The sequence below is a fragment of the Virgibacillus salarius genome (assembly GCF_039521925.1).
Classification (GTDB): Bacteria; Bacillota; Bacilli; order Bacillales; family Amphibacillaceae; genus Virgibacillus; species Virgibacillus salarius.
Window position 1 is genome coordinate 1 of the sequence record NZ_BAAACY010000081.1, and the last position, 22,624, is coordinate 22,624.

Consider the following 22,624-nt stretch of genomic DNA (forward strand, 5'->3'; position numbering starts at 1 on the left):
AGGGCTTTTTTTATGCATCCGGACTCTGCTTCGATATCCCCTCAAATTTCTCCCTTACAGGAATGCTCCTCATTTATCTAAAATATTCCCTTTCATTGTATGCCTGCAACTATCAAGTAGTGAAAACAACTAATTTTAGACATTTTTTAAGACCATGGAATGGATAGACGTGTAAATGCTAGCGCTATAAATTATTGGGTCATCTTGTTATTTATGTAAAGCTTAGTTCTTTAAGTATCAATCGAGTTAAAAAACTTGACAAAAAAATTTAATTGTGCTATAATTTACTTTTATGAAATAAAATTATATAATAGAGTTCTCTTGGCCAAGGGAACTCTATTTTTTTGTTCAAAATAAAGGAGTGTATTTGTGTGAAGCAAGGTGAGTCAAGTTTAACTTCATTAATATCAGCGTTTGGCAGATCCTATCATAGTCAGTTTGATACCCCTAAAATCTTTAACGATTATATAGCAAAAGAGTTAATTTCGCAGGAAGAATTTAATAATATCAAAGAAAATATGGTACAAGGCATAGACTTCTTCAGCCATGATATCGCAAAAAAGTTTAAAGGGGATACAGAAGAAATATTAAAATGGATTACACAGGTTCAACTATCTCCAACACCCCTGGCTCGTGCCAGGTATTGTGAAAAGGTATTACTTAATGAAGCTATGTTAGAGTTAGAACAATACGTGATACTTGGTGCAGGTTTAGATACGTTTTGTTTTCGACATCCAGAACTGGAAAACACCTTAGAGATATTTGAAGTTGATTTTTCTACTACACAGGAATTTAAGAAAAAAAGACTGGATGAAGCTGGTTTTAAAGTTCCAAGTAATCTACATTTTGTTTCTATGGATTTTACCAAAGCATTCTCCGATCAACAACTAAGAAAGGAAGGATTTGATACTAAAAAAACTTTCTTTAGTCTTTTAGGTGTTTCTTATTATTTAACGAAAGAACAAATTTCAAATTTAATAAATAATTTATTCGCCAAAGTCCCGTCAGGAAGTTCCATAGTTTTTGATTATGCTGACGAAAAACTCTTTGAAGAAAAAGGCATCTTTAATAGGGTCGAAAATATGGTGAAAATCGCTGCAGCAAGTGGTGAACCAATGAAGTCATGTTTTTCTTATGATGAAATTGTGGGGATGTTAGAAAAATCCGGTTTACTTATTAATGAACATTTAGCACCCGATACAATTAATGAACTTTATTTTAACGATCGAAAAGACTATCTATCAGCCTTTGAAATCATTCATTACATGCATGCTATAAAAAAATAAAGCATATAAAAAGATACTTAATACCAGTTAAAAGGAAGTACCTATAAAGTGACTAAATAACTCTCAAGCAAGCTTTTCCTGGGAAATTTCCTGTTAATGGATATTTCCTGCCTTGCTTTTTCGAGAGCTACCTAAATAAAGGAATTTTCACCTTGGTATAGTTGCAAAGGTAAAGCTTTGACCCTGTTTTTATTACACAAAATGAGTTAAGAATTAAATAATAAGATATAAGCTATTCCTGCCACATCTGTACTTATAAACCAACGACGTTATTAAGACCTGGATATCTTCTTTATCGAAATCCCATATTAGCCTCTAGAAAAAAACTATATGACTAAAACACAACCTGAAGGTAATTCTTAACAACTTAGGTAAAAAAATCAAACCTTTTAACGGGTCTATAGGGGGGAGCGTCTATGAATTTATCTGATATTTTGAATTTCCAATTATTACCCAAGTCCAACTCAGTGATGGAACTACTCAGTTTAAATGAAAAAACTAAAGAACAAGGCTTGGTTCTCACACCAGATGATATAAAAACATTAGTTGTGTTCAGGAATAAAGTACTTCGTGACTATGCGAGAGTTGAGCTGGGCATTGAAGTGCTACAGGAGTTAATTAAGGTATTTTCTTCTTCCCCTTATATGGAAAAGGATCATTATGTTGATACACTTAATGAGCTCCAGGAGATTTTTTATTATCTTAGAAATGAAACAGAAGATAAGGTGGAGGACATAAAACTTATTATGAAGATGAACGATTATTTTAATGGATCCTGCGCAGGATCTGTAGAGCTATTAAGAAGTAAAATGGAAGAACTTGCAGAGAATTTCAAAAAGGACATGATGTGTCTTGATTCTTTATTTGAAGGTGATGAATCAGCGTGGGATTAGATAACACACAAGATTGTTCTCGCTCAGTTTCCAATATTATTATCGATCGATCTCGGTTAAAACGAAATAACTATATACTGTCTCTTCTGCAGGAAGGTCAGCGGGTGGGAGCGATTACCAGTAAGAAGGCTTATCAGATACAGGGTGAGATTATGCAGGTTCTGCAACAATTGATACGAAAGTATACTCAAGGGAAAAGTACGTCGGTGACATCGGAAACTGCGGAAGATATCATGGTATCTCTGATATACGCTATGGATGTATATGTCCTTCATTTTAACAACTCTGAAGAAGCTATTGTTCATTTAAATTTTGAGAGCATAAAGGATATACATGCTAAAGGTGTTGAATTACTTCGCCAATACTATGAGGACGCAAAGCAACTGTATCAAGAAATGAAAAAGATAAGATTAGCTGTGCCAGTGGATGCCTATAATATGACCATTGATGAATCATTACCTGTATTTATGAAACAGTATAATATTATTTTTGGGGCGCAAAATACAATGGCTAGTATCGACTATCCTTTAGCCATTGATGATATGCGACTTCAGGGTGTTATTTATATTAAACAATATTTAGAACGACTACGAATAGAGACAAAGTTCTGCCAATTTTTTAGTCATCAGGATTTAATGTATGTCTTAACGAATTTTGGGAAGATATACCACTTTAATTATCACGTAGAGCTATTTAACATATTTGAATTAATGGTAAACAATGCTGTTTTTTCACTTCTAGCTGGTAAGAAAGCCAGTCAAGTTAGAATCTCTGAAACTCAATATAAACAGTTAAACCGCATGTTAATAGCCTGTTGTGCAGATCAAAGATCTAAGTTGATTCATGAATCGATCAATCAGTTACAAAAAGAGCTACAAACGGATCAAGCACTTACCCATTATATTGATCTGTACCGTAATGAATTGGTTCAAAGGGTAAATAACGCAGCTAAAATCGGTAGTTTCGAGATAATGATTATTAGAGAAATCGAAGAGCACAAAAAACCAATGGTCTTAATGTTGAATGAGAATAATCGAATGAGTGATATTCAAATGCGGAATTTAGTAGATCGCATCACTGGAAGTGACAACACAGAAAAAAAAGTACAACTAATTCGAAGGTATTTTGTTTCACTGCATGATTACCTAGATTTACTAAATTCAGGATGTCTGTTTGCTGATGAATATGATGCGCTTTTTGATACCTTAGGTGATGTCGAACTAGCTATTTTAGCCAAAATCGTATTTTACGAGAAATTACGGGGGGATATTCGAGGTTTTCGATTCGTTGTTGCTGACGGTGTTGAAGCAGAGAGCGAGTGGGAAATGCATTATATTGGATTTATGCAGCAGTTGGATGGTGAGCGGATCGAAGCTGTTGAGCATCTTATCTACGATATTGATTATGAAGATCTATCATTTTATTGAGTAAAACCTATAGAATGAGGATGATTGTATAGACAGATACATCTAATCTTATTTTTGGAAGTTAATCTATATCAGTTATTCTCTTTATTTATAACAGCTTGGCTATCATTAAATTTAATCGTTATGTACAAAATATATATTTCATAAAGTGTACATTCAATCAGTGGGGGTTTTATTTATCCCCCGCTGATTGGTAGCACCAAAAGTGGATGACTCAAAGGCCTTTGAACCCATCAGACATTTCCTTGCAGTCGATCCCTCACTTACCAATAGTTTGAAGACGAGGTATTATTGCCAATTATCTGTGAGGTAACATATTTCATGTTGAAAAGAATAATGAGACATTTTTGCAATTTATTTTTTCAATAGTCATGGTAATAGATTGTCATAAGTTAATGCTGGGGGCAACATACTATTTTTGCAAGCATAGCATTAAGTGCGCAATGTTTAACAAAGCAACTAACAAACAAGTATGAGCGTTTTCATAAGGACTTGATGATATTGTGTAAATGGCAATATTTTTCTATATTTAAAAGTACATCTATAGATTTGGAAGAAGCGAAATCAAATGATATTCGTATAGGCTAGACTTTTTAAGTTCTGTAATTTGGCTAAATAAAGGGAAAAGAAATAAGATTATATTTTTAGCAAATTAGAAGAAATCTGTAGTCATCATCTGCGTTAAACTGAAGAAAACAAAAAAGGGAGCAGATTATATGAAAAAAACCCAAAAGGATTTGCAACTACCACCTATTGTTTCACGAGATGAATGGCTTATCGCTCGTAAGGAATTGCTGGCAAAGGAGAAGGAGTTCACTATAGCGCGGGATAGACTGAATGCTATGCGTCGCCAACTCCCAATGGTAGAGATTAACAAGGATTATGTCTTTGATAGCCCGCATGGTAAAACAAGTCTGCTTGATCTGTTTGAAGGACGTCCGCAGCTGATTGTGCAGCACTTCATGTTCGACCCTGATTGGGAGGCAGGTTGTCCTGCTTGCTCTCTCGCTACGGACAACGTCGGTCATCTGTCTCACCTACATGCACGAAACACGTCACTGGCTATGATATCCCGTGCTCCACTCTCAAAGATCCAACATTATAAGAAGCGTATGGGGTGGGACATTCCTTGGTACTCATCCTTTAATAGTGACTTTAATTATGATTTCCATGCTACATTAGACGAATCTGTGACTCCAATTGAATACAACTATTTGACTAAAGAAGAGCTTATGGAAAAGGGCGTACCCCTCGATTCTGAACAGTCCATGGAAGTTCCTGGTTTCAGTTCCTTTCTTCGCAATGGTGATAGAATTTTTCACACGTATACCACTTATGCCCGTGGAACTGACATATTAATTGGAACCTTCAACTACCTCGATTTAACAGCTCTTGGTAGGCAAGAGGATTGGGAAGATCCATCTGGACGCAGTGATGGCAATGGGAAGACATGGCTTCGTCGTCATGACGAATATGAACACTCTTTGGAAATGAATGCTTGTTGTCCTTCAAAAAAGAAAAATCTATAATCCATGTAGTTCATCTATGTATATGAATAGTAGTTAACAGAGGAAGCGATAGATTTGTCTTGATAAGAGAGGTAGCTTGTTTTGCCTCAACGCAACGGGTTATGAGAAAAACAGAAACATCGGAGTTAAAATATATGATGGCCCAATAGATCACGTGTGATATATACGTATTTATCTCAAATGTTTTTAGATTACGGATGTCTCCGTTTTTGCACATTAGCTATAGGTAAGCAAAATGCTGTAATAATAAAATATGTAGAACACCTAAGCGACTTTTGAAGGAGTTACTCTACCAAAATGTCGCTTTTTTGGTGTGTCTAAATTTTGGAGTAGGGAGAGTGAAATTATAACATTATATACGCATATCCATTTACGGAGATACAAACAAAGTAAAGGGCTGGGTATGCAGAGAATCATTACCCAAATTTAGATGTGCAGTTAGAGAAAGAGGAAATTCAAATATCCGTTTTATCTGTGCTTTTGAATAAAGCTATATAACTAGGACTAAAAATAAAATAGAAAATTTATTGCTAAATGTCATCATAGCCACTGTTTGTAATCCTCTACTGACGAATGTCTCACCTTATATTACAAAAGCAGGAGGATTTTTATGATTGGTTTTGATCGTTTATGATTGACTATGAATGAAAATGATTGTATTATTTATGTAAGCGATTAATTCATGAATAGAGGGATACTTATAATGTTAACGATCGAACGTCAAGAGCTAATCATTGGACTGTTGAAAGCGAAAGAGATCGTGTCTGTTCGTCAGATTTGCGAGTCAACAGGGGCATCTGAATCAACCATACGTCGTGATCTAACTGAATTAGAAAATAAACAATTGATCAAAAGGGTGCACGGCGGTGCTTCTCTGTTAAAGAAGAAGCTAGAAGAACCAACACTTTTAGAAAAGACAGCACAATTTCAAATAGAAAAAGAGGCGATCGCGAGTAAAGCTGCCACTTTTATTGAGGATGGAGATTCTATTTACCTAGATGCAGGCACCTCCACCATGCAAATGATTCCTTTGCTACAAGGTAAGTCAGTTGTCGTTGTCACAAACGGAATCCCACATGTACAGCTCCTTATTGAGTATGGAATCGAAACATATGTCATTTCAGGAAAGGCAAAAAAAGGGACGGCTGCCTTAATTGGAACAAAAGCGGTTGATGCCATCAAGGAATTTCGTTTTGACAAATGCTTTCTCGGTATAAATGGTATTCATGCAAGTCAAGGATTCACCACACCAGATCCTGAGGAAGCAAATGTTAAACAAGCCGCAATCAAGCAATCACAAGCAAGCTTTATATTAGCAGATCCAACAAAATTCGGAGAAGTATCCTTTGCAAGTGTAGCAAATATTGAAAACGCCACCATCATCACAACAGATGGGATATCAACAGAACAACATGAAAAGATTGCAAAATTAACAACTTTAGAGGTGGTGTCACAATGATTTATACCATAACCTTGAACCCTGCCGTTGACTATGTTGTAAAACTTGAATTAGTGGAGCAAGGAACAATTAATAGAAGTCAGGATGATTACAAAGAAGCAGGCGGAAAAGGTATTAACGTATCCCGTGTATTAAATCGCTTAGGAACAACAAGCACGGCTTTGGGCTTTGTTGGCGGTTTTACTGGAAAATTCATTACAGATTATTTGGAAGAAGTTGACATCGTCCATGATTTTGTCTCCTTACAAGAAGACACAAGAATTAATATAAAGCTAAAAGCTGGTAATGAAGAGACAGAGATAAACGGAAAATCACCTACCATCACAGAAAAAAACTACAACTCGTTTGTAAACAAGCTACGAGGCTTAACAACCGAAGATATTGTTGTGCTAGCAGGTAGCTTGCCAACCTTTCTTCCTGATGATACCTACCATTCCATCATAACAATGCTGAACGCACAAGGTGTTTCGGTCATTTTAGATACAAGTGGATTGGCTTTAGAGCAAGCTATCAAAGCAAGCCCAGCATTTATTAAGCCGAATAACTATGAACTTGCAGAGCTATTTTCAGAAAAAGCGGAAACAGATCAGGACATTGTTAGACTTGCGAAGAGATTACATGAAGAAAACCGAATTGATCATGTATTCGTATCGATGGCAAAAGAAGGGGCTATTTATGTAGGGGAAGCTGGAACCTTTAAGCTAAGTGCTCCAAAAGGACAAGCCATTCACTCTGTTGGTGCAGGGGACTCATCTGTAGCAGGCTTCCTTTATAAATGGCAGCAAACCACTAATGCTGTTGAAGCGGCTAGATACGCTGTTGCTTCAGGAAGTGCCACGGCATTTTCTAAGACATTGTGTACAAAGGATGAGGTCGAGAAACTATTAGCCGAGGTTCATGTAACAGCAATATAGAAAGAAACATCATCGAGAAGGGATGAGGTCTATGAATATCACAGAATTATTAAAGCAAGATATTATGATTTTGGAAGTGAAAGCAAACTCAAAAGAGGATGTTATTCAAGCAATGGCTGATCGCTTAGGTCAAGCAGGAAGACTGAATGACAAAGAAGCATATATCGAAGCAATATGGAATAGAGAAAAACAAAGTAGTACAGGGATTGGAGAGGGTGTTGCGATTCCTCATGCCAAAACGAGTGCCGTGAAGACACCCGCTATTGCCTTTGCTCGTTCGAGAGCAGGAGTAGAATTTGATTCATTAGATGCTCAGCCTGCCCACTTATTCTTTATGATTGCGGCAAGTGAAGGAGCAAATAATGATCATCTGCAAACATTATCCAGATTATCCACTTTATTAATGGATGAAGATTTCCGTAAAAGGTTAATGGAAGTGGAAACGGAGGAACAAATCATCAACATTATTGATGCGAAGGAAAAAGAAAAGCTAGGGAAAGAAGAAGAGGCTACTTCAACAAGCGGTCCTGAAATCCTTGCTGTAACGGGGTGTCCAACAGGAATTGCTCATACGTTTATGGCAGCAGATGCTTTAAAGGATAAAGCGGAAGAGCTTGGCGTTTCGATAAAGGTGGAAACGAATGGATCTGATGGTGTGCAAAATCGTTTAACAGAAGAAGATATTGCAAATGCGAAAGCAATTATCGTTGCCGCAGATACAAAGGTAGAATTGGAGCGTTTCGCCGGTAAGCAAGTGTTACAACGAGGAGTAACGGACGGTATCCGTAAACCGGAAGAATTAATTAACATGGCACGGAAAGGTGATGCACCTGTCTATCAAGGTGATAGAAATAACTCCAGTACTAGCTCTGGCGGAACAGGAAAAGGCTTCTATAAACATTTAATGAATGGTGTATCCAACATGCTTCCATTCGTTGTTGGTGGAGGGGTATTAATCGCTATTTCCTTCTTTTTTGGTATTCATTCTGCGGAACCAGACCACGCTACGTATAACGAGTTTGCCGCTGCATTAAAAGCAATAGGTGGCGATTATGCCTTTGGATTAATGGTAGCAGTACTAGCAGGTTTTATTGGAATGAGTATTGCAGATAGACCAGGTTTTGCCCCAGCTATGATTGGTGGTTTCATGGCCTCCATGGGTGGTGCAGGTTTTCTTGGTGGCTTAATTGCCGGTTTCTTAGGTGGTTATGTGGTTGTTCTAGTGAAGAAGCTGCTTGCGGGTTTACCGAAATCCTTTGATGGTATAAAAACGATTCTGTTTTATCCTGTTATCAGTGTTTTTGTTACAGGCTTACTCATGTATTTCGTTATCATTGAGCCAATTGCTTGGATCATGTCTGGGTTAGAAGGCTGGCTAGGAAGTATGTCCGGTGTGAACGCCATGCTATTAGGGCTTATTCTCGGTGGTATGATGGCCGTTGATATGGGAGGCCCTATTAACAAAACAGCTTTTACATTTGGAATCGCCATGATTGAAGCAGGAAACTTCGGCCCACATGCTGCAGTAATGGCTGGAGGTATGGTTCCTCCTCTAGCGTTAGCACTTGCGACAACCTTCTTCCGCAATAAATTCACACAGGAAGAACGAGATGCAGGGAAAACAAACTATGCCCTAGGCGCTTTCTTTATTACAGAAGGTGCAATTCCTTTCGCTGCGGCAGATCCAGGAAGAGTGATTCCTTCCCTTGTGGTAGGGTCCTCGATCGCAGGTGGTTTAGCTTTACTGTTTGGGGTCGGTCTACCAGCACCTCATGGTGGTATATTCGTTATTCCGACAGTAGAAGGTAGCTGGCTACTGTATCTTGTAGCAATTGCAATAGGATCTATTGTCTCAGCATTAATGATTGGATTATGGAAAAAACCTTTAAATAAAAGTTAGGGAAGAAGCTGAGACATAGCCAAATTAAGCATCTCAAAACGATAAATTCTATTAAATAGTTATCTAGCTTTAAAGCGTTGGGTAACCCACTTTTCATCTAAACACGAACCAGAATTATAAACTTCCTTCTGTCAAAATAGACAGCGGAAATAAAAATTGTGCTTAGGCGGCCTTTACTCTTTATTCCAAGGGGTTTAAGGCCGTTTATTTGTTATATTATAATTGACAACATACCTATAAGGGTATAATATAAGTTTAATAGATGATAATTACTCACTGAAACATGGGAACGATTGAATGATAGCGATCATTGGAGGATTAGAATAAAACGTATTGTAGGAAAGTTAAGAAGAATTTTAAGGGAATAAAGGCTGCAAATCAGTTATTAAGCAATTATTGCATCAAGAAATTCCCCCTTTTGATGGTTTCATTATTATCTCCAATGTAGTTGAATGTGTTTAAGATGCTGACAAACTGGTAAAAGCACTGGAACCTTAGAAAAAAATCTCTAAAAGACAGATAAACTACTGGTATTATCCCTCTTGGGTAGACATAAAAAAAGAGCGAATAGTATTACATTCTTAATAGTCTTTCTGGATTGAGTAGTTCCCGTGCTACATAATTAGTTAAAAACCTTAAAGTAATCGATATGATTGAAGAAGACGTCTTATAATTTTTTTGATAAAATAATACCCCATATGGTATTACAAGAATTTCTCAGTTCCGTACTTTAATAGATAAGGAGTGGTATTATGGCAAAGAAAATTTTAATAGTAGGAGGAGTAGCTGGAGGAGCCTCAGTTGCTGCAAGACTAAGACGATTAGACGAGAGTGCAGAAATTATTATGTTTGAGAAAGGTCCACATATATCCTTTTCTAACTGTTCTTTACCTTATTATATAAGTGGCATTATTGAAGATAGCGAATCATTGGTATTATCAAGTCCAAAAACCTTTAAAGACCGCTATAATATCGAAGCAAGAGTTAATAATGAAGTCGTCGAGATTAAGCGCGATAAGAAATTGATTATAGTCAAAGATACAACAACTGATCACACCTACGAAGAACATTATGATAAGCTTGTTCTTTCTCCAGGTGCAGCACCTATTCGGCCAAATACAATAGAGGGAAGTAACCAGTTGAACGTATTTACGGTTCGAAATGTAGTAGATATCCAACGGCTTAATGCTTATGTGAAAGAAAATGACCTAAAAGATGTTGCCGTAATAGGTGGGGGTTTTATTGGAGTTGAAATAGCAGAAAATCTTCATTTAGCTGGTATCCATGTTTCCGTAATAGAATTTGCTAATCAAATCATGACACCATATGACTATGATATGGCACAAATCCTTCACAAGGAAATGGTGGATCATGGTATAAATTTAATAGTCAATGATGGATTAGCTAAAATTGGTAATAATTTTATCGAAACGCAATCTGGTAAACAAATCGATGCACAAGCAGTGGTATTAGCAATTGGCGTGAGGCCTGAAACAAAACTAGCGGAAAATGCTGGTCTTGCAATTGGTGAAACTGGTGCTATAAAAGTAGACCATAATTATTTAACAAGTGATACAAATATTTATGCAGTTGGAGATACTATTGAAGTGTATCATCGATTATTGCATAAACCAACACGTCTTGCTTTAGCAGGACCTGCCCAAAAACAAGCAAGAGCTGTAGCAGATCATATTTGCGGTATAATAAATCGAAACTTAGGTGTGATAGGATCGTCCTCCATTCATTTGTTTGATCTAAATGCAGCAGCAACGGGATTGAACGTAAGAACAGCAGAAGATGCAGGATTTAGCTATGATTCTGTTTATATCATGCCAGGCGACAAAGTAGGTTTAATACCCAATAGCAATGTTATGCACTTTAAGTTAGTATATGAAACACCGACAGGCAAAATTCTTGGGGCGCAAGCGATTGGTAAAGGGAACGTTGATAAACGAATCGATGTTATTGCAACGATGATTACTTTAAATGGAACATTAGATGATCTAAAAGATCTAGAATTGACTTATTCTCCAATGTTAGGCACAGCTAAGGATGTTGTAAATCATGCGGCACTAGTGGCACTAAATCAATTAAACGGAAAATATCGTGAAGTAAAAGTGTCTCAAGTTCGCGAACTAGTGGAGAATAGTGCATTCATTATTGATGCTCGTGAAAAAAATGAATATCATGCTGGCCATTTGAAAAATGCAATCAATATTCCATTAAGTGAATTTAGAAATAGGCTTGATGAAATTCCAAAAGATAAACCAGTTTATGTTCATTGTCGCTCAGGTCAACGTAGTTATAACATGGTAATGGCCTTACAAAACTTAGGCTTTACTAACGTATTGAATATATCCGGCTCCTATCTTGGTATTAATTTATATGAATATTTTAATGATCTCGTAACAGGCAGAGAGAAAATCGTAACAGAATATAACTTTAAATAAACGTAATTTGTTGACATTGGTGTTATTTTCCCATTCTCTTGAAAAGATTCATTGGTCTATTTTCGTATAAATTTAGTAAAGATTAAATACGATAAAATAATAAATGTCGATATATTCTATAAAGCAGATTCTTAACTACTCAGCTTCCTCACGGAGGCTTTTTTTAATTACTAGTCTGAAAAAATAATCTAGCATTATATCACATGTTATAATATTTATGACAAAACTGTTAAATTTTTGAATATATAGAGGTTTAAACATATTTAAATAGAAATATATAAACGTACCAAAAAAATATATTATAAAGGAGATCATTTATTATGTTTACAAAAAAACTAGTAACCGTAGCAACTACTGTAGCACTAGGTTGTGGATTAACTGTTGGCATTACTCCCGCTTTTGCGGATTCTAATGAGGCTTCCGCGAATTATACAACACATACTACGATCAAGAAACAAGAACAAATACCCTTTACAGGTTATGTTATTTCAGTGGATGGTAATTATCTAGTTGTTGCAAATACAACTACAAAAGAAGAAGCACTTTCGTATCAAGATGATTGGTGGAAATTGGCTTCTCAAAATAAAATTTTAAGAGTTCCTATTTATGCTGAGGATCATTATCAATTAGGTGAAAAGGTAAATATACTCTCAGCAGGTTGGACTTTCTCCATTCCACCAATTGCTGTTATGCCTACTATTGAAAAAATTGCTGATTAAAACGTACCCTTAATAAAGATGTAAAGATATCTTTGTTTTAAGCTTCATTAAGTAGGAAGCCGATTTCTATTCAAATCGGCTTCTAATAATTAGTGCGACACAGACTCTGACATGTGTCAAGTTGTATACCGTACATACTATTTGTCATATATTTAAACGCATATTTTTTCTGTAAATGGAAGGTGAGATATAGTGTTAACTGAATTACAAAAAAAGTTTTTCTCAAAATTACAAATTACACCAAAAGAAAATGTGAAATTTGAAGATTTACATACCATTATTTTACAAATAGTAAATTTATTTCCTTATAAATACAGAAAAAGGAACGCATGTATTAGAAATGAAAAAAGGGAAGAATGGGGAAACCTCGCATTTTCTCGATTCAGACCTTACTGACACCTGATCTATTGGTTATGCTTTTTATTTAAACGCGATTAATGACAAAAAAGTGAATTATATACAAAATATGGTAATATAGCATCCTGAATCGCCAGTAAATAAGGGGAGTATTATTTGCAAATTAATTGATCACGGTCATATTGCACTAAGTTTTACAGAAATCTTGCATGGAAAGAAATCTAAAAAGAAATAACAGAGCAACAATATCATCAAATACTTAAAAATAAATTTAATATTTTGTTAGACACGTAATTTTTGATACAAGAAAGATGCCAATTGTACAGTTTACGATGGATTCAAAAGCAATCAACTCCTCATGCAGAGGAGCAAATACAATTAGTAAATCGAAGATCTACGGCCGTAAATAAAGGATGTGCAATAGGAAATATATTAAAGAAAAAAGATGTTCAAATAGATTATGTGTGACAATTTGAAGTACGGAATTATACATGAACGACTTGCATGAGCAAACTCCAATTGTAATGAAAGAGAAGTTTCTTTTTTATATTTAGTTCATTTGAAAATTCTAGTTTACATAATATATATTATAGGAAGTCAAAGATAAAATTTATTTTCCATCTCATAAACTAAGTATTGTTAAGATAGTGAGATATTAAATAAAATCGCTATGAGATCCAATAGCGATTTTATTCAGTTTCTAACTCAATTTAATTTAGATGGATCAATTTGTTTTAATGGCTGTTTTGCTGGCCCATCGATCACTTCTCCTGAATAGGAAAATCTGGAACCATGGCAAGGACAATCCCACGTGCGCTCAGCAGAATTCCATTCAACCTCACAGCCTAAATGCGTGCATGTTGTATCAACAGCATGCAAATTATTTTCAGTATCTTTATATACACCCGTACGATTTCCATTAATTCGTGTTACAGTTGCTTGGTCTCTAGCCAATTCAATCGAATTATTTCTAGTATTATCAAGCTTTCCCTGAATCATATGCTTTGCTACATCTGCATTCATTTGTGCGAATTTTCGAATGGATGGATCTGCTTTAAACCTTAACGGTGTAAATAATTCGTGATATGGACTTGACTGCTTCAAGATGTAATCGCTAATTATTTTTGCAGCAACCGTACCATTAGTCATCCCCCACTTACGAAATCCGGTTGCAACAAAAACCGCGTCTTCTGATTTTTTAATAGGCCCTATATAAGGAACTTTGTCTAAGGTAGTTATATCCTGTGCCGACCATCGATATTTTATCTGATCCACATGAAAATATTCGTTAGCAAACGTTTGCAATGCTTTAAAATGACTACGTGTTGATTTTCCTTGTCCAGTTTTATGATTTTCGCCACTAATTAGCCATAGGTCTTCCCCATTCCACTTGGTTGATCGTACCGATCTTGTTGGTGACTCCGCATTAATATACATCCCACCTGGAAACGGTTTATTTGATTGTATAGCCAGTATATAAGCTCGTTCCGTATACATTCTAGCAAAATAAAAGCTATTTCGGTCATAAAAAGGGAAATGAGATGCACAAATAACCTGTTTACACTTGATCCGATGTCCCCTTTTAGTCACGATAGATGGATATTTATTATATTCAACATCGATAGCTGTCGTATGTTCATAAAATTGTACGCCAAGCTCCTTACACGCATGAACCATCTTATTTAAATATTTTAATGGATGAAATTGCGCCTGATTTTTCATTTGCAGAACAGACTTAATTGGAATGTCTAGTGGCATTTCCTTTGACCATTCATGTTCGATATTTAACTGGTCATACGCCTGCTTTTCTTTCTCTAAATCCAACTTCCATTGATCAGAATTTGTATATATATAAGCATCTTCTTTTTTGTAATCACAATCAATATCCAGCTGTTTTATCGTATCTTCAATAAATTGTTTAGCCTCCATCATAGCTTTATAATACAATTTAGCCTTATCAAAACCAAAATGCTTGATTAATTCATCATAAATTAATCCGTGTTGAGCAGTAATTTTAGCAGTAGTATGACCAGTTGTGCCATTTACGATTACATCTGCATCAATTAGTGTTACGTTGATGTTTTGCTTTGCTAAAATATATGCAGCAGTAATTCCGGTAATGCCGCCACCAACAATTCCAACATCTGTATGTACAGATGATTCTAACGTTGGAAAGCTCGGTAATGATGTTTCTCTCCAAAACGAATGTGATTCAGGAGGCATCTGTGTTTTCGTCAATATTCCCACTCCTATTGCTTAGTTATCTATAGTATTAACCTACCTACTCCTTTTTATTTAACTCTATTCAGTTAATGATGATATAATTAAGTGTATAATTTTCATGTAAGGATAAATGTTACGTGAGGTGATGATATTGAGGACACATGCTATCATAAGTGGACGAGTACAAGGAGTGGGTTTTCGATATACCGCTAAACAAAAAGCTGATGAATTAGGAATAACTGGTTGGATAAGGAATAATGAGGATGGTACGGTCGAATTAGATGCTGAAGGTGACCCGGATCAAGTAGATCAGTTTATTCAAGCATTAAAAAACGGATTAACACCTGTTATTCGCGTTGAGCAGATTGATCAGACGTCAACGCATAAAAATTATGGTTATAGAAACTTTTCTATTAAAAGCTAATATAGATAATCCATTTAGCAAATAATGGATACTATAACGTTTACCTGACAAGCAATTACCGTTAAAAGGGGGATTAACAGATGAAGACCCGTTCTAAAAAAACGCTTAGGACATGTAGCAATGGCCATACATACTATAAAAGCTCAGATTGTCCTAGCTGTCCTATTTGCGAGGCAGAACGAGCACCACGTACAGGATTTCTATCACGTCTTGTAGCACCAGCAAGGAGAGCACTTGAAAATGAACACATTACTACACTAGAAACACTTTCTGATTATACGGAGCGCGAAATTCTAAAGCTACATGGCATAGGTCCAAGCAGTATACCTATACTTAAACGTGCATTAGAGGAAGCAGGCTTGTATTTCAAGGATTCATGATATGTCAATTGAAAACAAGCCGTCCTACAAATACATAGGATACGGCTTGTTCATTATTGTTCTTCAAAAAACTTACGATTTAATGCAATATATTCATTTTCTTCTTCTGGTACTTCATCTTCCATGTAAATGGCCTCAACAGGACAAACAGCTTCACAAGCTCCACAATCAATGCAAATATCTGGATCGATAAAGAACATGTCTTTTCCCTCTTCTATACAATCAACAGGACAAACTTCTACGCATTCTCCTGCTTTTTCATCTTTACAAGGTGATGTAATAATAAATGCCAAGTTTCTCTCCTCCTTCTTCCGATCAGTAAACTCATTACAAAATAGCTTATGATATAATTGTTATTATAACGCATATAAGTTGAAAAATAAAAGTAATATTGTTGAATTTCCTATGGATTATTCCATCATTCTACACATTTTTCACTAATATAAACATATGATTTAGTATTCGTTCTATTAGGGAGAGAATACAATGGAAATTACTGTTCGCCAAGGGGATACTTTATGGTATTACAGCCAGCTTTTTGGTATTCCGTTACCACTAGTCGAAGATTCAAATCGTGGGGTAAATGCAAACCAACTCCAACCCGGCATGCAAGTATTGCTACCAGGATACCGTACGATCACTTACTCTATTCAGCCAAATGATTCATTGTGGACAATAGCAATAACCAATAATATACCTGTAGATAGTATTGCTTTATTGAACCCAACGATCCAACCGATGAATTTACAGATCGGAAAAACCATTCTACTTCCAGAGAAAGTTAGATCCGCGATTATTACAGATTTAAACAAGTATACGTATGAAAAGTTTCAACAGGATTTACATAACTTACAAGCTATTTATCCGTTTATGTTTCAACAATCCATTGGGAAGTCTGTAATGGGAAAGGAAATTGTAGAGTTGCAAATTGGAAGAGGTTCAAACGACGTTCATTTAAACGGCTCCTTCCATGGAAATGAATGGATAACTACTTCTGTTATTATGAAATTCATTAATGAGTATGCACTATCGCTAACCAATCACAATCCCATTCGTGGCAGGTTCACTCTACCTTTATACCAAACGACTCAACTATCCGTAGTGCCAATGGTAAATCCTGATGGAGTTAATCTCGTTATTAATGGAGCAAAAGCTGCAGGAGATTATGAAACAAAAGTATTAGAAATGAATCATCAAAACACTAATTTTTCAAATTGGAAAGCAAATATTAAAGGAGTGGATTTAAACAAACAATATCCTGCACGTTGGGAAACAGAAGTAGAGAGAAAACCAACTTCACCTCAACCACGAGATTTCCCAGGTTATGAACCCATGACTGAGCCGGAAGCAATAACAATGGCAGATTTGGCCAATGAAAGGAATTTCTCCATTGTCAATGCTTTACATACACAAGGTGAAGAAATTTATTGGGGGTTTGAAGGACTTGAACCTCCTGAATCTGAACAAATTGTTAATGAGTATGCACGTGTCAGTGGATACCTTCCTGTGCAATATATTGACAGTTATGCAGGCTATAGGGATTGGTTTATCCAAGAATTCAGAAAGCCTGGTTTCACAATTGAATTAGGTACGGGTGTTAATCCATTGCCGTTTGAACAATTCCCTGAGATATACGAGGAGACATTAGGAATTTTATTAGCAAACCTTTACCTATAAATCTGATTTCCAATCCACTTGTACTGGTCGGACTATTTGTCTTCCTAATTGCAATGTGTAAACATCAGGATTTTGCATTGCTTTCCATGTATCAAAACCAAAAGCTTGATCATATCGGTGAAGTAATAGAGAAAGTAGATTTCCATGACTAACAATAACAATATTACGAAAAGTTGTCGATTTCATCTGATCAATCACTTCATGCGCACGCTCAATTGCATCATTGGAGGACTCTCCACCAGGTAGTGAAAAATCCAACTCTTGAAACGAATGTTCCAGGACATCTAGCCAATCGTCTATTGGATCTTCACTTAATATTCGTTCTTTTAACCGCTCGTCAACATGTATTGTAAGTTGAGCTTTATTTGCAAAGGGCTTAATACTATCGACTGCTCGTAGATAAGGGCTAGAAATAATATGATCAATTTCCTCATCTAAATTCGAAAAGAATTCAGCTAGCTGATTTGCTTGTTGTAAACCATTCGTTGTTAATGGAGAGTCTCTATGTTGACCATGAGCTGAACAATGTCGCACCAAATAAATCTTTTTTTCTGTTAAATTTGCTTGTTCCATTCATTACCCTCCATTTAAAACAGAATAGTATGATAACACCAATTATCTTTAGTATACCATTTTTTATGAAATATTAGTATTCATGTATAAAAATAACAGGGAAATTCCCCTGTTATTTTACCTCTTCAAAGTATTCTTTTCTAAATCCAGCAATTCGTTCACTGTTGTCAATGATAAAGTAGAATTCATCCGTCTCATTCTTTACATCATATACTTTTCCTGGTGTGAGCTTATTGTCCACAATAAATTTCTTTGCATCAGCATGTACGCATTTTAGTCGTTTGATTGTCTCTCGTTCTTCCCAATTTAGATGAATCATAATCGTTACTCCCCTTTTTAAGTTTACATAATATTTATATTGTCAACTTGTCGTTTACTCGAACAAACGTAGATATTCCTCATACCCTTCTTCCCTTAGCCTGTCCTTAGGTATAAATCGCATGGCTGCGGAATTTATACAATATCGAAGTCCGCCTTTATCCTTTGGACCATCCTCAAATACATGACCTAAATGGGAATCCGCGGTTTTACTTCTTACTTCCGTTCTTACCATTCCATGCGTCGAATCTATTTCCTTTTTCAACTGATACAAATCAATGGGCTTGGTAAAGCTTGGCCAACCACATCCCGCATCATATTGATCCGTAGAAGAAAACAGGGGTTCCCCAGAAACAATATCTACATAAATCCCTTCCTCTTCATTATTCCAGTATTCATTTTGAAATGGTCTCTCTGTTCCATTTTCCTGTGTTACATGGAATTGAATGGATGTTAATTGTTTTTTTAACTTACTTTTATCAAGTTTATTTCGCCAGTTTTTCTTTATGAAATCCTCCCTACCCGATCCTTTTTTATACAATCTATAATGAAAGGATTGCTTTTTATAATAATCTTGATGCTCTTCCTCAGCTGGATAAAATGGCTTTGCAGGAAGTATTTTGGTGACGATTGGCTTTGAAAATCTTCCGCTATTTTCTAATTCTTGTTTAGATGCTTCGGCTATCTGCTTTTGCTCATCAGTATGATAGAATATAGCAGTTTGATATGATTCTCCACGATCATGAAACTGACCATAAGGATCTGTAGGGTCGATTTGTTGCCAGAATGTTTCAACTAACTTTTTATATGGCATTATAGATGAATCGAACTCAATTTGTACAGCCTCCACATGGCCAGTTGTATTGGAGCAAACCTGTTCATAAGTAGGATTTTCTACGGTGCCACCAGTATAACCCGATGTTACGCTGATAATACCAGGACGTTCATCGAATGGCTCGACCATGCACCAAAAGCAACCCCCAGCGAAAGTCGCAAACTCTTTCGTTGTATTACGCACATATATCATTCCCTTTTCAGCATTTTCTTCTATTTTTCCTTTTATAGAAGAAAAAATCAAGCTGGGAGCCTTAAAAATTAAATAAACAGCTTCGGAACAGACTGACCAGGCTGTGAATTTCGCTCGGAAACGCGATCCGTTGATGTCAGTTGTAATGCATCTTCTGACAGTTCTGCACTACTTTCGATAAGGGAATCCTCTTCGGTAGACTGTTCATCAGAATCATTTTGATTACCATCTCCACTTTCCATTGAATTGAATGCTTTCATCATTCTATACATAGCAGGTAAATTTTTCACCATAGGCCCATATTCTTGCACGATCGGTGCAGCACTTTGCACCATTTTTAAAACTTGTTGAACATTATTTAATGTTCCAGACAGACCACCTACCCCATTGCTTAAAAATCCAGCACCTGTTCCAGCAGCAGATTGCGGTCGTAAAAAGCTAAGCAGATTTCGTAAATTGCCTCCTCCGGCTTGTTGAGCTCCAGGTATGGATGCCCCTGGAAACCCCCTTCCTGGAAAAGCTCTCGGAAATTGATTACCGTACATCATATTTCCTGGATTTACTTGCTGCATATTAAACGGAAAATTACCTGGCTGATTAGATGGAAATACCATATCATTACCCCCTATACCTAACTAAATCATTTATAGTATTGTACGTAAACCCAGAAAAAAGGTGTAGGCGGTAGTTCTTATAGAACTGTATATCATACATATGAGCGAAATATTTCCCGGGCAACCGCACAAACTAACATGTTTCCCTAAATCCAGTGCCATTTTTGCCGAATTCTGGTTTATTTACTGAAATAATAAATATTAAACAAACGTTTGATTAAAATACCGAACTGGAGGAAAACCATACAGTTCCATGCTAGTATTAGCGTAAATAGGAGGAAGCTAGAAAACCACATACGCTTATCATTATATTATCTAACAAGCTTTAGTTATTCCTTATATATAGATGAATATCGCACTCAATCCAGCCAATCAGCTACACAGTATAAACTCTAACTTTTGGGGTAACCACCTAATTATTTTAAAATAATTATCTTTCGTTTATTAACAGTTTAGGAAATTATAAAATCAGCTCATTAGTTTACTTTTTTATCAGAGTATAACTGATGCTGTTTAACTTTTTTATCACTTCTATTAGAAGGAAAAGGAAAGCGAAGCCCCATTGCGATTGCAGCGCCAATACAACCGAATAGACATCCAAAAAATAAGTATAAAGTTGGTTGGGAGTCCCTGATTATTACGGAGGCAATCCCTCCGATAGCAGGAAAAAGAGCTACCATGTAGCTGCTTAAGGACGCTCCGATTCGTTCTACAAGTTTAAGGTAGAACATCCATGCAACAAAGGACGCAAAAACTGTTAACCATACCAATGCACCAAGATAAGAAATTGATGTTGGGAGGTAGAAATCCTGACCTTGGAAAGTACAAATAATAAATAATAGGAGTGCTGCTACTACTCCACCGAAACTATTTGAGTAGACAGGATTAATTCCTCGGTTGGCATTTCGTGCTGAACTTGCATCACCTACCGATGTTAATAAGGTACCGAGTAATGCGACACCTACCCCTTTTAATTGAGCAAGATTAAATTGCTCGGATAAAAGAGGATAAATAACAATACATACTGCAATCATACCAATTATTCCACCTATAAGTATTCTAAGGTGTAACCTCTCCCCTAGAAATACGCGCAATGCAATAGGAGTCAATATAGCTTTCATAGAAAACATAAGAGTCACCAGCGCTGCAGAACTCCAGATTGTGCCATAATATAATAAAAGATAACTCAAAGCAAAGTTACAAGCCCCAAATATAATAATGGGTAAAGTATCCCTGCGTGAAGGTCGGCCAGATGGCCGATACAAACAAGCCAGGATAACAAATAACAACGCAGCCCCTGCAATACGGTAGGTTAATGACACTTCAAGACTGATAGGTGTACCTTGAATTTTAACAGCTATAAAGTTTAACCCCCATACAAGGAGACAGAAAATGTACATAAAAATAGTCATTGCATAGTCACATCTGACTGTTCCACAAACACAATATCAAAATGATTAAAAACCTCAATCAAAGCATCTTTTAATTGTAAGATTTGCTCCTCAGTATGATTAGGAGTAACGTTAACACGAAAGCGCTCTGTTCCGACAGGAACGGTTGGTGAGTTAATAGGCTGTAAGTAGACACGATGCCTTTCTAGTAAGCGCTTTGCCGCATCCTTGCACTTTTGAGCTTCACCGATTAAGACAGGGAGGATATGAGTTTCACTAGATTTCATTATAGGGATGCCCGCACGATTGAGTTCCTCTCTCAATATTTTCGTCTTTCTATGTAAAACATCTCTCTCATGATTTGATGCTTTTAAATGCTCAAGACTGGCATTACAAGCTGCCACAATAGATGGGGGCAAAGATGTAGTAAAAATGAACCCGGATGCAAAAGATCGAATGACGTCAATTATCTCATTTGATGTAGCAATATACCCACCTATAACACCAATTCCTTTCGCCATAGTTCCTTGAATTATATCAAGACGATGTTCTATTCCTAATTCCGCAGCTTTCCCCGCTCCTCTTGGACCATACATACCGATAGCATGGACCTCATCGATAAATGTTAAAGCATTATACTGTTCTGCAAGGTCGCAAATTTCTTTAATTGGAGAGACATCTCCGTCCATGGAATAAACGGATTCAAAAACAATAATTTTTGGTTGATCAATTAGCTGTTCTACAAGTAGTTCTTCTAAATGACTCACATCATTATGTCGGAAAACTGCACAGGCAGCCTTAGTACTACGAATTCCATTAATGATTGAAGCATGATTAAGTTCGTCAGAAAATATGGTGCAGTCCGGCAACAGACGAAGTAAGCACTGTAATGTGGCATCATTTGATCCATAGCCTGTTGGAAAAACTAACGCTGCCTCTTTGTTATGCCAATCCGCAAGTGACGATTCTAACCTATTATAATGTTTATGGGTTCCTCCCTCTATATACTTTAATTATCTTCAAAATACTCTTGTTTTCTTAGAATTAATCAAGCACCATTTCA

19 protein-coding genes and 1 pseudogene are annotated in these 22,624 nt (G+C 36.3%); 12 read left to right on the forward strand and 8 right to left on the reverse strand.

The features are described 5' to 3' along the window. Positions 1–371: 371 nt before the first annotated feature. The 9 genes from ABDZ84_RS10755 (at position 372) to ABDZ84_RS10795 (ending at position 12,577) form a co-directional block, all read left to right on the forward strand. The gene (locus tag ABDZ84_RS10755) at positions 372–1,286 is read left to right on the forward strand and encodes a class I SAM-dependent methyltransferase (RefSeq protein WP_026681974.1); all 915 of its coding nucleotides are present in this window, start codon (positions 372–374) and stop codon (positions 1,284–1,286) included. 416 nt (positions 1,287–1,702) lie between these two features. After that, positions 1,703–2,179, forward strand: coding sequence for a DUF6323 family protein (locus tag ABDZ84_RS10760; RefSeq protein WP_166530423.1), 477 nt, complete (start codon positions 1,703–1,705; stop codon positions 2,177–2,179). Beyond that, positions 2,170–3,606, forward strand: a complete 1,437-nt coding sequence (locus tag ABDZ84_RS10765) for a DUF6179 domain-containing protein (protein ID WP_343781450.1) — start codon at positions 2,170–2,172, stop codon at positions 3,604–3,606. Before ABDZ84_RS10760 ends, ABDZ84_RS10765 begins: the two co-directional genes overlap by 10 nt. A 716-nt stretch (positions 3,607–4,322) precedes the next feature. Then, positions 4,323–5,135 (forward strand): DUF899 domain-containing protein, encoded by an 813-nt coding sequence (locus ABDZ84_RS10770; RefSeq protein ID WP_026681972.1) that lies wholly within the window; start codon positions 4,323–4,325, stop codon positions 5,133–5,135. A gap of 703 nt (positions 5,136–5,838) precedes the next feature. Then, the gene (locus ABDZ84_RS10775) at positions 5,839–6,594 is read left to right on the forward strand and encodes a DeoR/GlpR family DNA-binding transcription regulator (protein WP_026681971.1); all 756 of its coding nucleotides are present in this window, start codon (positions 5,839–5,841) and stop codon (positions 6,592–6,594) included. Further along, positions 6,591–7,508, forward strand: a complete 918-nt coding sequence (gene pfkB, locus ABDZ84_RS10780; RefSeq protein WP_026681970.1) for a 1-phosphofructokinase — start codon at positions 6,591–6,593, stop codon at positions 7,506–7,508. Before ABDZ84_RS10775 ends, pfkB begins: the two co-directional genes overlap by 4 nt. Positions 7,509–7,539: 31 nt before the next feature. After that, positions 7,540–9,408, forward strand: a complete 1,869-nt coding sequence (locus tag ABDZ84_RS10785) for a PTS fructose transporter subunit IIABC (protein WP_026681969.1) — start codon at positions 7,540–7,542, stop codon at positions 9,406–9,408. A gap of 752 nt (positions 9,409–10,160) precedes the next feature. Further along, the gene (locus ABDZ84_RS10790; protein WP_343781453.1) at positions 10,161–11,858 is read left to right on the forward strand and encodes an FAD-dependent oxidoreductase; all 1,698 of its coding nucleotides are present in this window, start codon (positions 10,161–10,163) and stop codon (positions 11,856–11,858) included. Between the two features lie 320 nt (positions 11,859–12,178). Next, positions 12,179–12,577 (forward strand): DUF3221 domain-containing protein, encoded by a 399-nt coding sequence (locus ABDZ84_RS10795; RefSeq protein ID WP_166530427.1) that lies wholly within the window; start codon positions 12,179–12,181, stop codon positions 12,575–12,577. Between the two features lie 1,062 nt (positions 12,578–13,639). Here ABDZ84_RS10795 and ABDZ84_RS10805 read toward each other — a convergent pair. Beyond that, on the reverse strand, positions 13,640–15,172 hold the full coding sequence (locus ABDZ84_RS10805) for an FAD-dependent oxidoreductase (RefSeq protein ID WP_318279833.1): 1,533 nt from the start codon (positions 15,170–15,172) through the stop codon (positions 13,640–13,642). 136 nt (positions 15,173–15,308) lie between these two features. On the opposite strand from ABDZ84_RS10805, the gene ABDZ84_RS10810 reads away from it, so the two are divergent. Continuing rightward, a complete protein-coding gene (locus tag ABDZ84_RS10810) occupies positions 15,309–15,581 on the forward strand; it encodes an acylphosphatase (RefSeq protein ID WP_318279834.1) in 273 nt (90 codons plus the stop codon). A gap of 80 nt (positions 15,582–15,661) precedes the next feature. Then, positions 15,662–15,961 (forward strand): RNA polymerase alpha subunit C-terminal domain-containing protein, encoded by a 300-nt coding sequence (locus tag ABDZ84_RS10815; RefSeq protein WP_121605117.1) that lies wholly within the window; start codon positions 15,662–15,664, stop codon positions 15,959–15,961. Between the two features lie 53 nt (positions 15,962–16,014). On the opposite strand, the gene ABDZ84_RS10820 is transcribed toward ABDZ84_RS10815, so the two are convergent. Continuing rightward, positions 16,015–16,254, reverse strand: a complete 240-nt coding sequence (locus ABDZ84_RS10820) for a ferredoxin family protein (RefSeq protein ID WP_021291327.1) — start codon at positions 16,252–16,254, stop codon at positions 16,015–16,017. Between the two features lie 193 nt (positions 16,255–16,447). Between ABDZ84_RS10820 and ABDZ84_RS10825 the strand changes: the two genes are divergently transcribed. Next, positions 16,448–17,638, forward strand: coding sequence for a M14 family metallopeptidase (locus ABDZ84_RS10825; protein WP_121605116.1), 1,191 nt, complete (start codon positions 16,448–16,450; stop codon positions 17,636–17,638). Here the strand turns inward: ABDZ84_RS10825 and ABDZ84_RS10830 are convergent. The 6 genes and pseudogenes from ABDZ84_RS10830 to hemA form a co-directional block, all read right to left on the reverse strand. After that, positions 17,633–18,211 carry a histidine phosphatase family protein gene (locus ABDZ84_RS10830; protein ID WP_026681962.1) on the reverse strand — a complete coding sequence of 193 codons (579 nt, stop codon included), beginning with the start codon at positions 18,209–18,211 and terminating at the stop codon, positions 17,633–17,635. The two genes, ABDZ84_RS10825 and ABDZ84_RS10830, sit on opposite strands and share 6 nt — an antisense overlap. 112 nt (positions 18,212–18,323) lie before the next feature. After that, on the reverse strand, positions 18,324–18,530 hold the full coding sequence (locus ABDZ84_RS10835; RefSeq protein WP_026681961.1) for a DUF6501 family protein: 207 nt from the start codon (positions 18,528–18,530) through the stop codon (positions 18,324–18,326). Between the two features lie 54 nt (positions 18,531–18,584). After that, positions 18,585–19,556: a peptide-methionine (R)-S-oxide reductase MsrB gene (gene msrB / locus ABDZ84_RS10840; RefSeq protein WP_026681960.1), complete on the reverse strand. Its 972-nt coding sequence runs from the start codon at positions 19,554–19,556 to the stop codon at positions 18,585–18,587. 68 nt (positions 19,557–19,624) lie between these two features. Beyond that, entirely contained in the window at positions 19,625–20,170 is a 546-nt protein-coding gene (gene vrrA / locus ABDZ84_RS10845) for a VrrA/YqfQ family protein (protein ID WP_051388355.1), read from the reverse strand. Between the two features lie 476 nt (positions 20,171–20,646). Further along, complete coding sequence (locus tag ABDZ84_RS10850) at positions 20,647–21,582, reverse strand: DMT family transporter (protein ID WP_343781459.1); 936 nt, start codon at positions 21,580–21,582, stop codon at positions 20,647–20,649. Beyond that, positions 21,579–22,559, reverse strand: a pseudogene (gene hemA, locus ABDZ84_RS10855) (5-aminolevulinate synthase); the annotation flags it as partial. The gene ABDZ84_RS10850 and the pseudogene hemA, both read right to left, overlap by 4 nt. Positions 22,560–22,624: the final 65 nt, after the last annotated feature.

Excerpts from the sequence above, each read along its gene's own strand:
- ABDZ84_RS10830 (WP_026681962.1), bottom strand. The coding sequence starts at position 18,211 with ATGGAACAAGCAAATTTAACAGAAAAAAAGATTTATTTGGTGCGACAT.
- pfkB (WP_026681970.1), top strand. The coding sequence starts at position 6,591 with ATGATTTATACCATAACCTTGAACCCTGCCGTTGACTATGTTGTAAAA.
- vrrA (WP_051388355.1), bottom strand. The coding sequence starts at position 20,170 with ATGGTATTTCCATCTAATCAGCCAGGTAATTTTCCGTTTAATATGCAG.
- ABDZ84_RS10785 (WP_026681969.1), top strand. The coding sequence starts at position 7,540 with ATGAATATCACAGAATTATTAAAGCAAGATATTATGATTTTGGAAGTG.
- ABDZ84_RS10790 (WP_343781453.1), top strand. The coding sequence starts at position 10,161 with ATGGCAAAGAAAATTTTAATAGTAGGAGGAGTAGCTGGAGGAGCCTCA.
- ABDZ84_RS10775 (WP_026681971.1), top strand. The coding sequence starts at position 5,839 with ATGTTAACGATCGAACGTCAAGAGCTAATCATTGGACTGTTGAAAGCG.
- msrB (WP_026681960.1), bottom strand. The coding sequence starts at position 19,556 with ATGATATATGTGCGTAATACAACGAAAGAGTTTGCGACTTTCGCTGGG.
- ABDZ84_RS10850 (WP_343781459.1), bottom strand. The coding sequence starts at position 21,582 with ATGACTATTTTTATGTACATTTTCTGTCTCCTTGTATGGGGGTTAAAC.
- ABDZ84_RS10815 (WP_121605117.1), top strand. The coding sequence starts at position 15,662 with ATGAAGACCCGTTCTAAAAAAACGCTTAGGACATGTAGCAATGGCCAT.
- ABDZ84_RS10795 (WP_166530427.1), top strand. The coding sequence starts at position 12,179 with ATGTTTACAAAAAAACTAGTAACCGTAGCAACTACTGTAGCACTAGGT.
- ABDZ84_RS10835 (WP_026681961.1), bottom strand. The coding sequence starts at position 18,530 with ATGATTCATCTAAATTGGGAAGAACGAGAGACAATCAAACGACTAAAA.
- ABDZ84_RS10760 (WP_166530423.1), top strand. The coding sequence starts at position 1,703 with ATGAATTTATCTGATATTTTGAATTTCCAATTATTACCCAAGTCCAAC.
- ABDZ84_RS10770 (WP_026681972.1), top strand. The coding sequence starts at position 4,323 with ATGAAAAAAACCCAAAAGGATTTGCAACTACCACCTATTGTTTCACGA.
- ABDZ84_RS10825 (WP_121605116.1), top strand. The coding sequence starts at position 16,448 with ATGGAAATTACTGTTCGCCAAGGGGATACTTTATGGTATTACAGCCAG.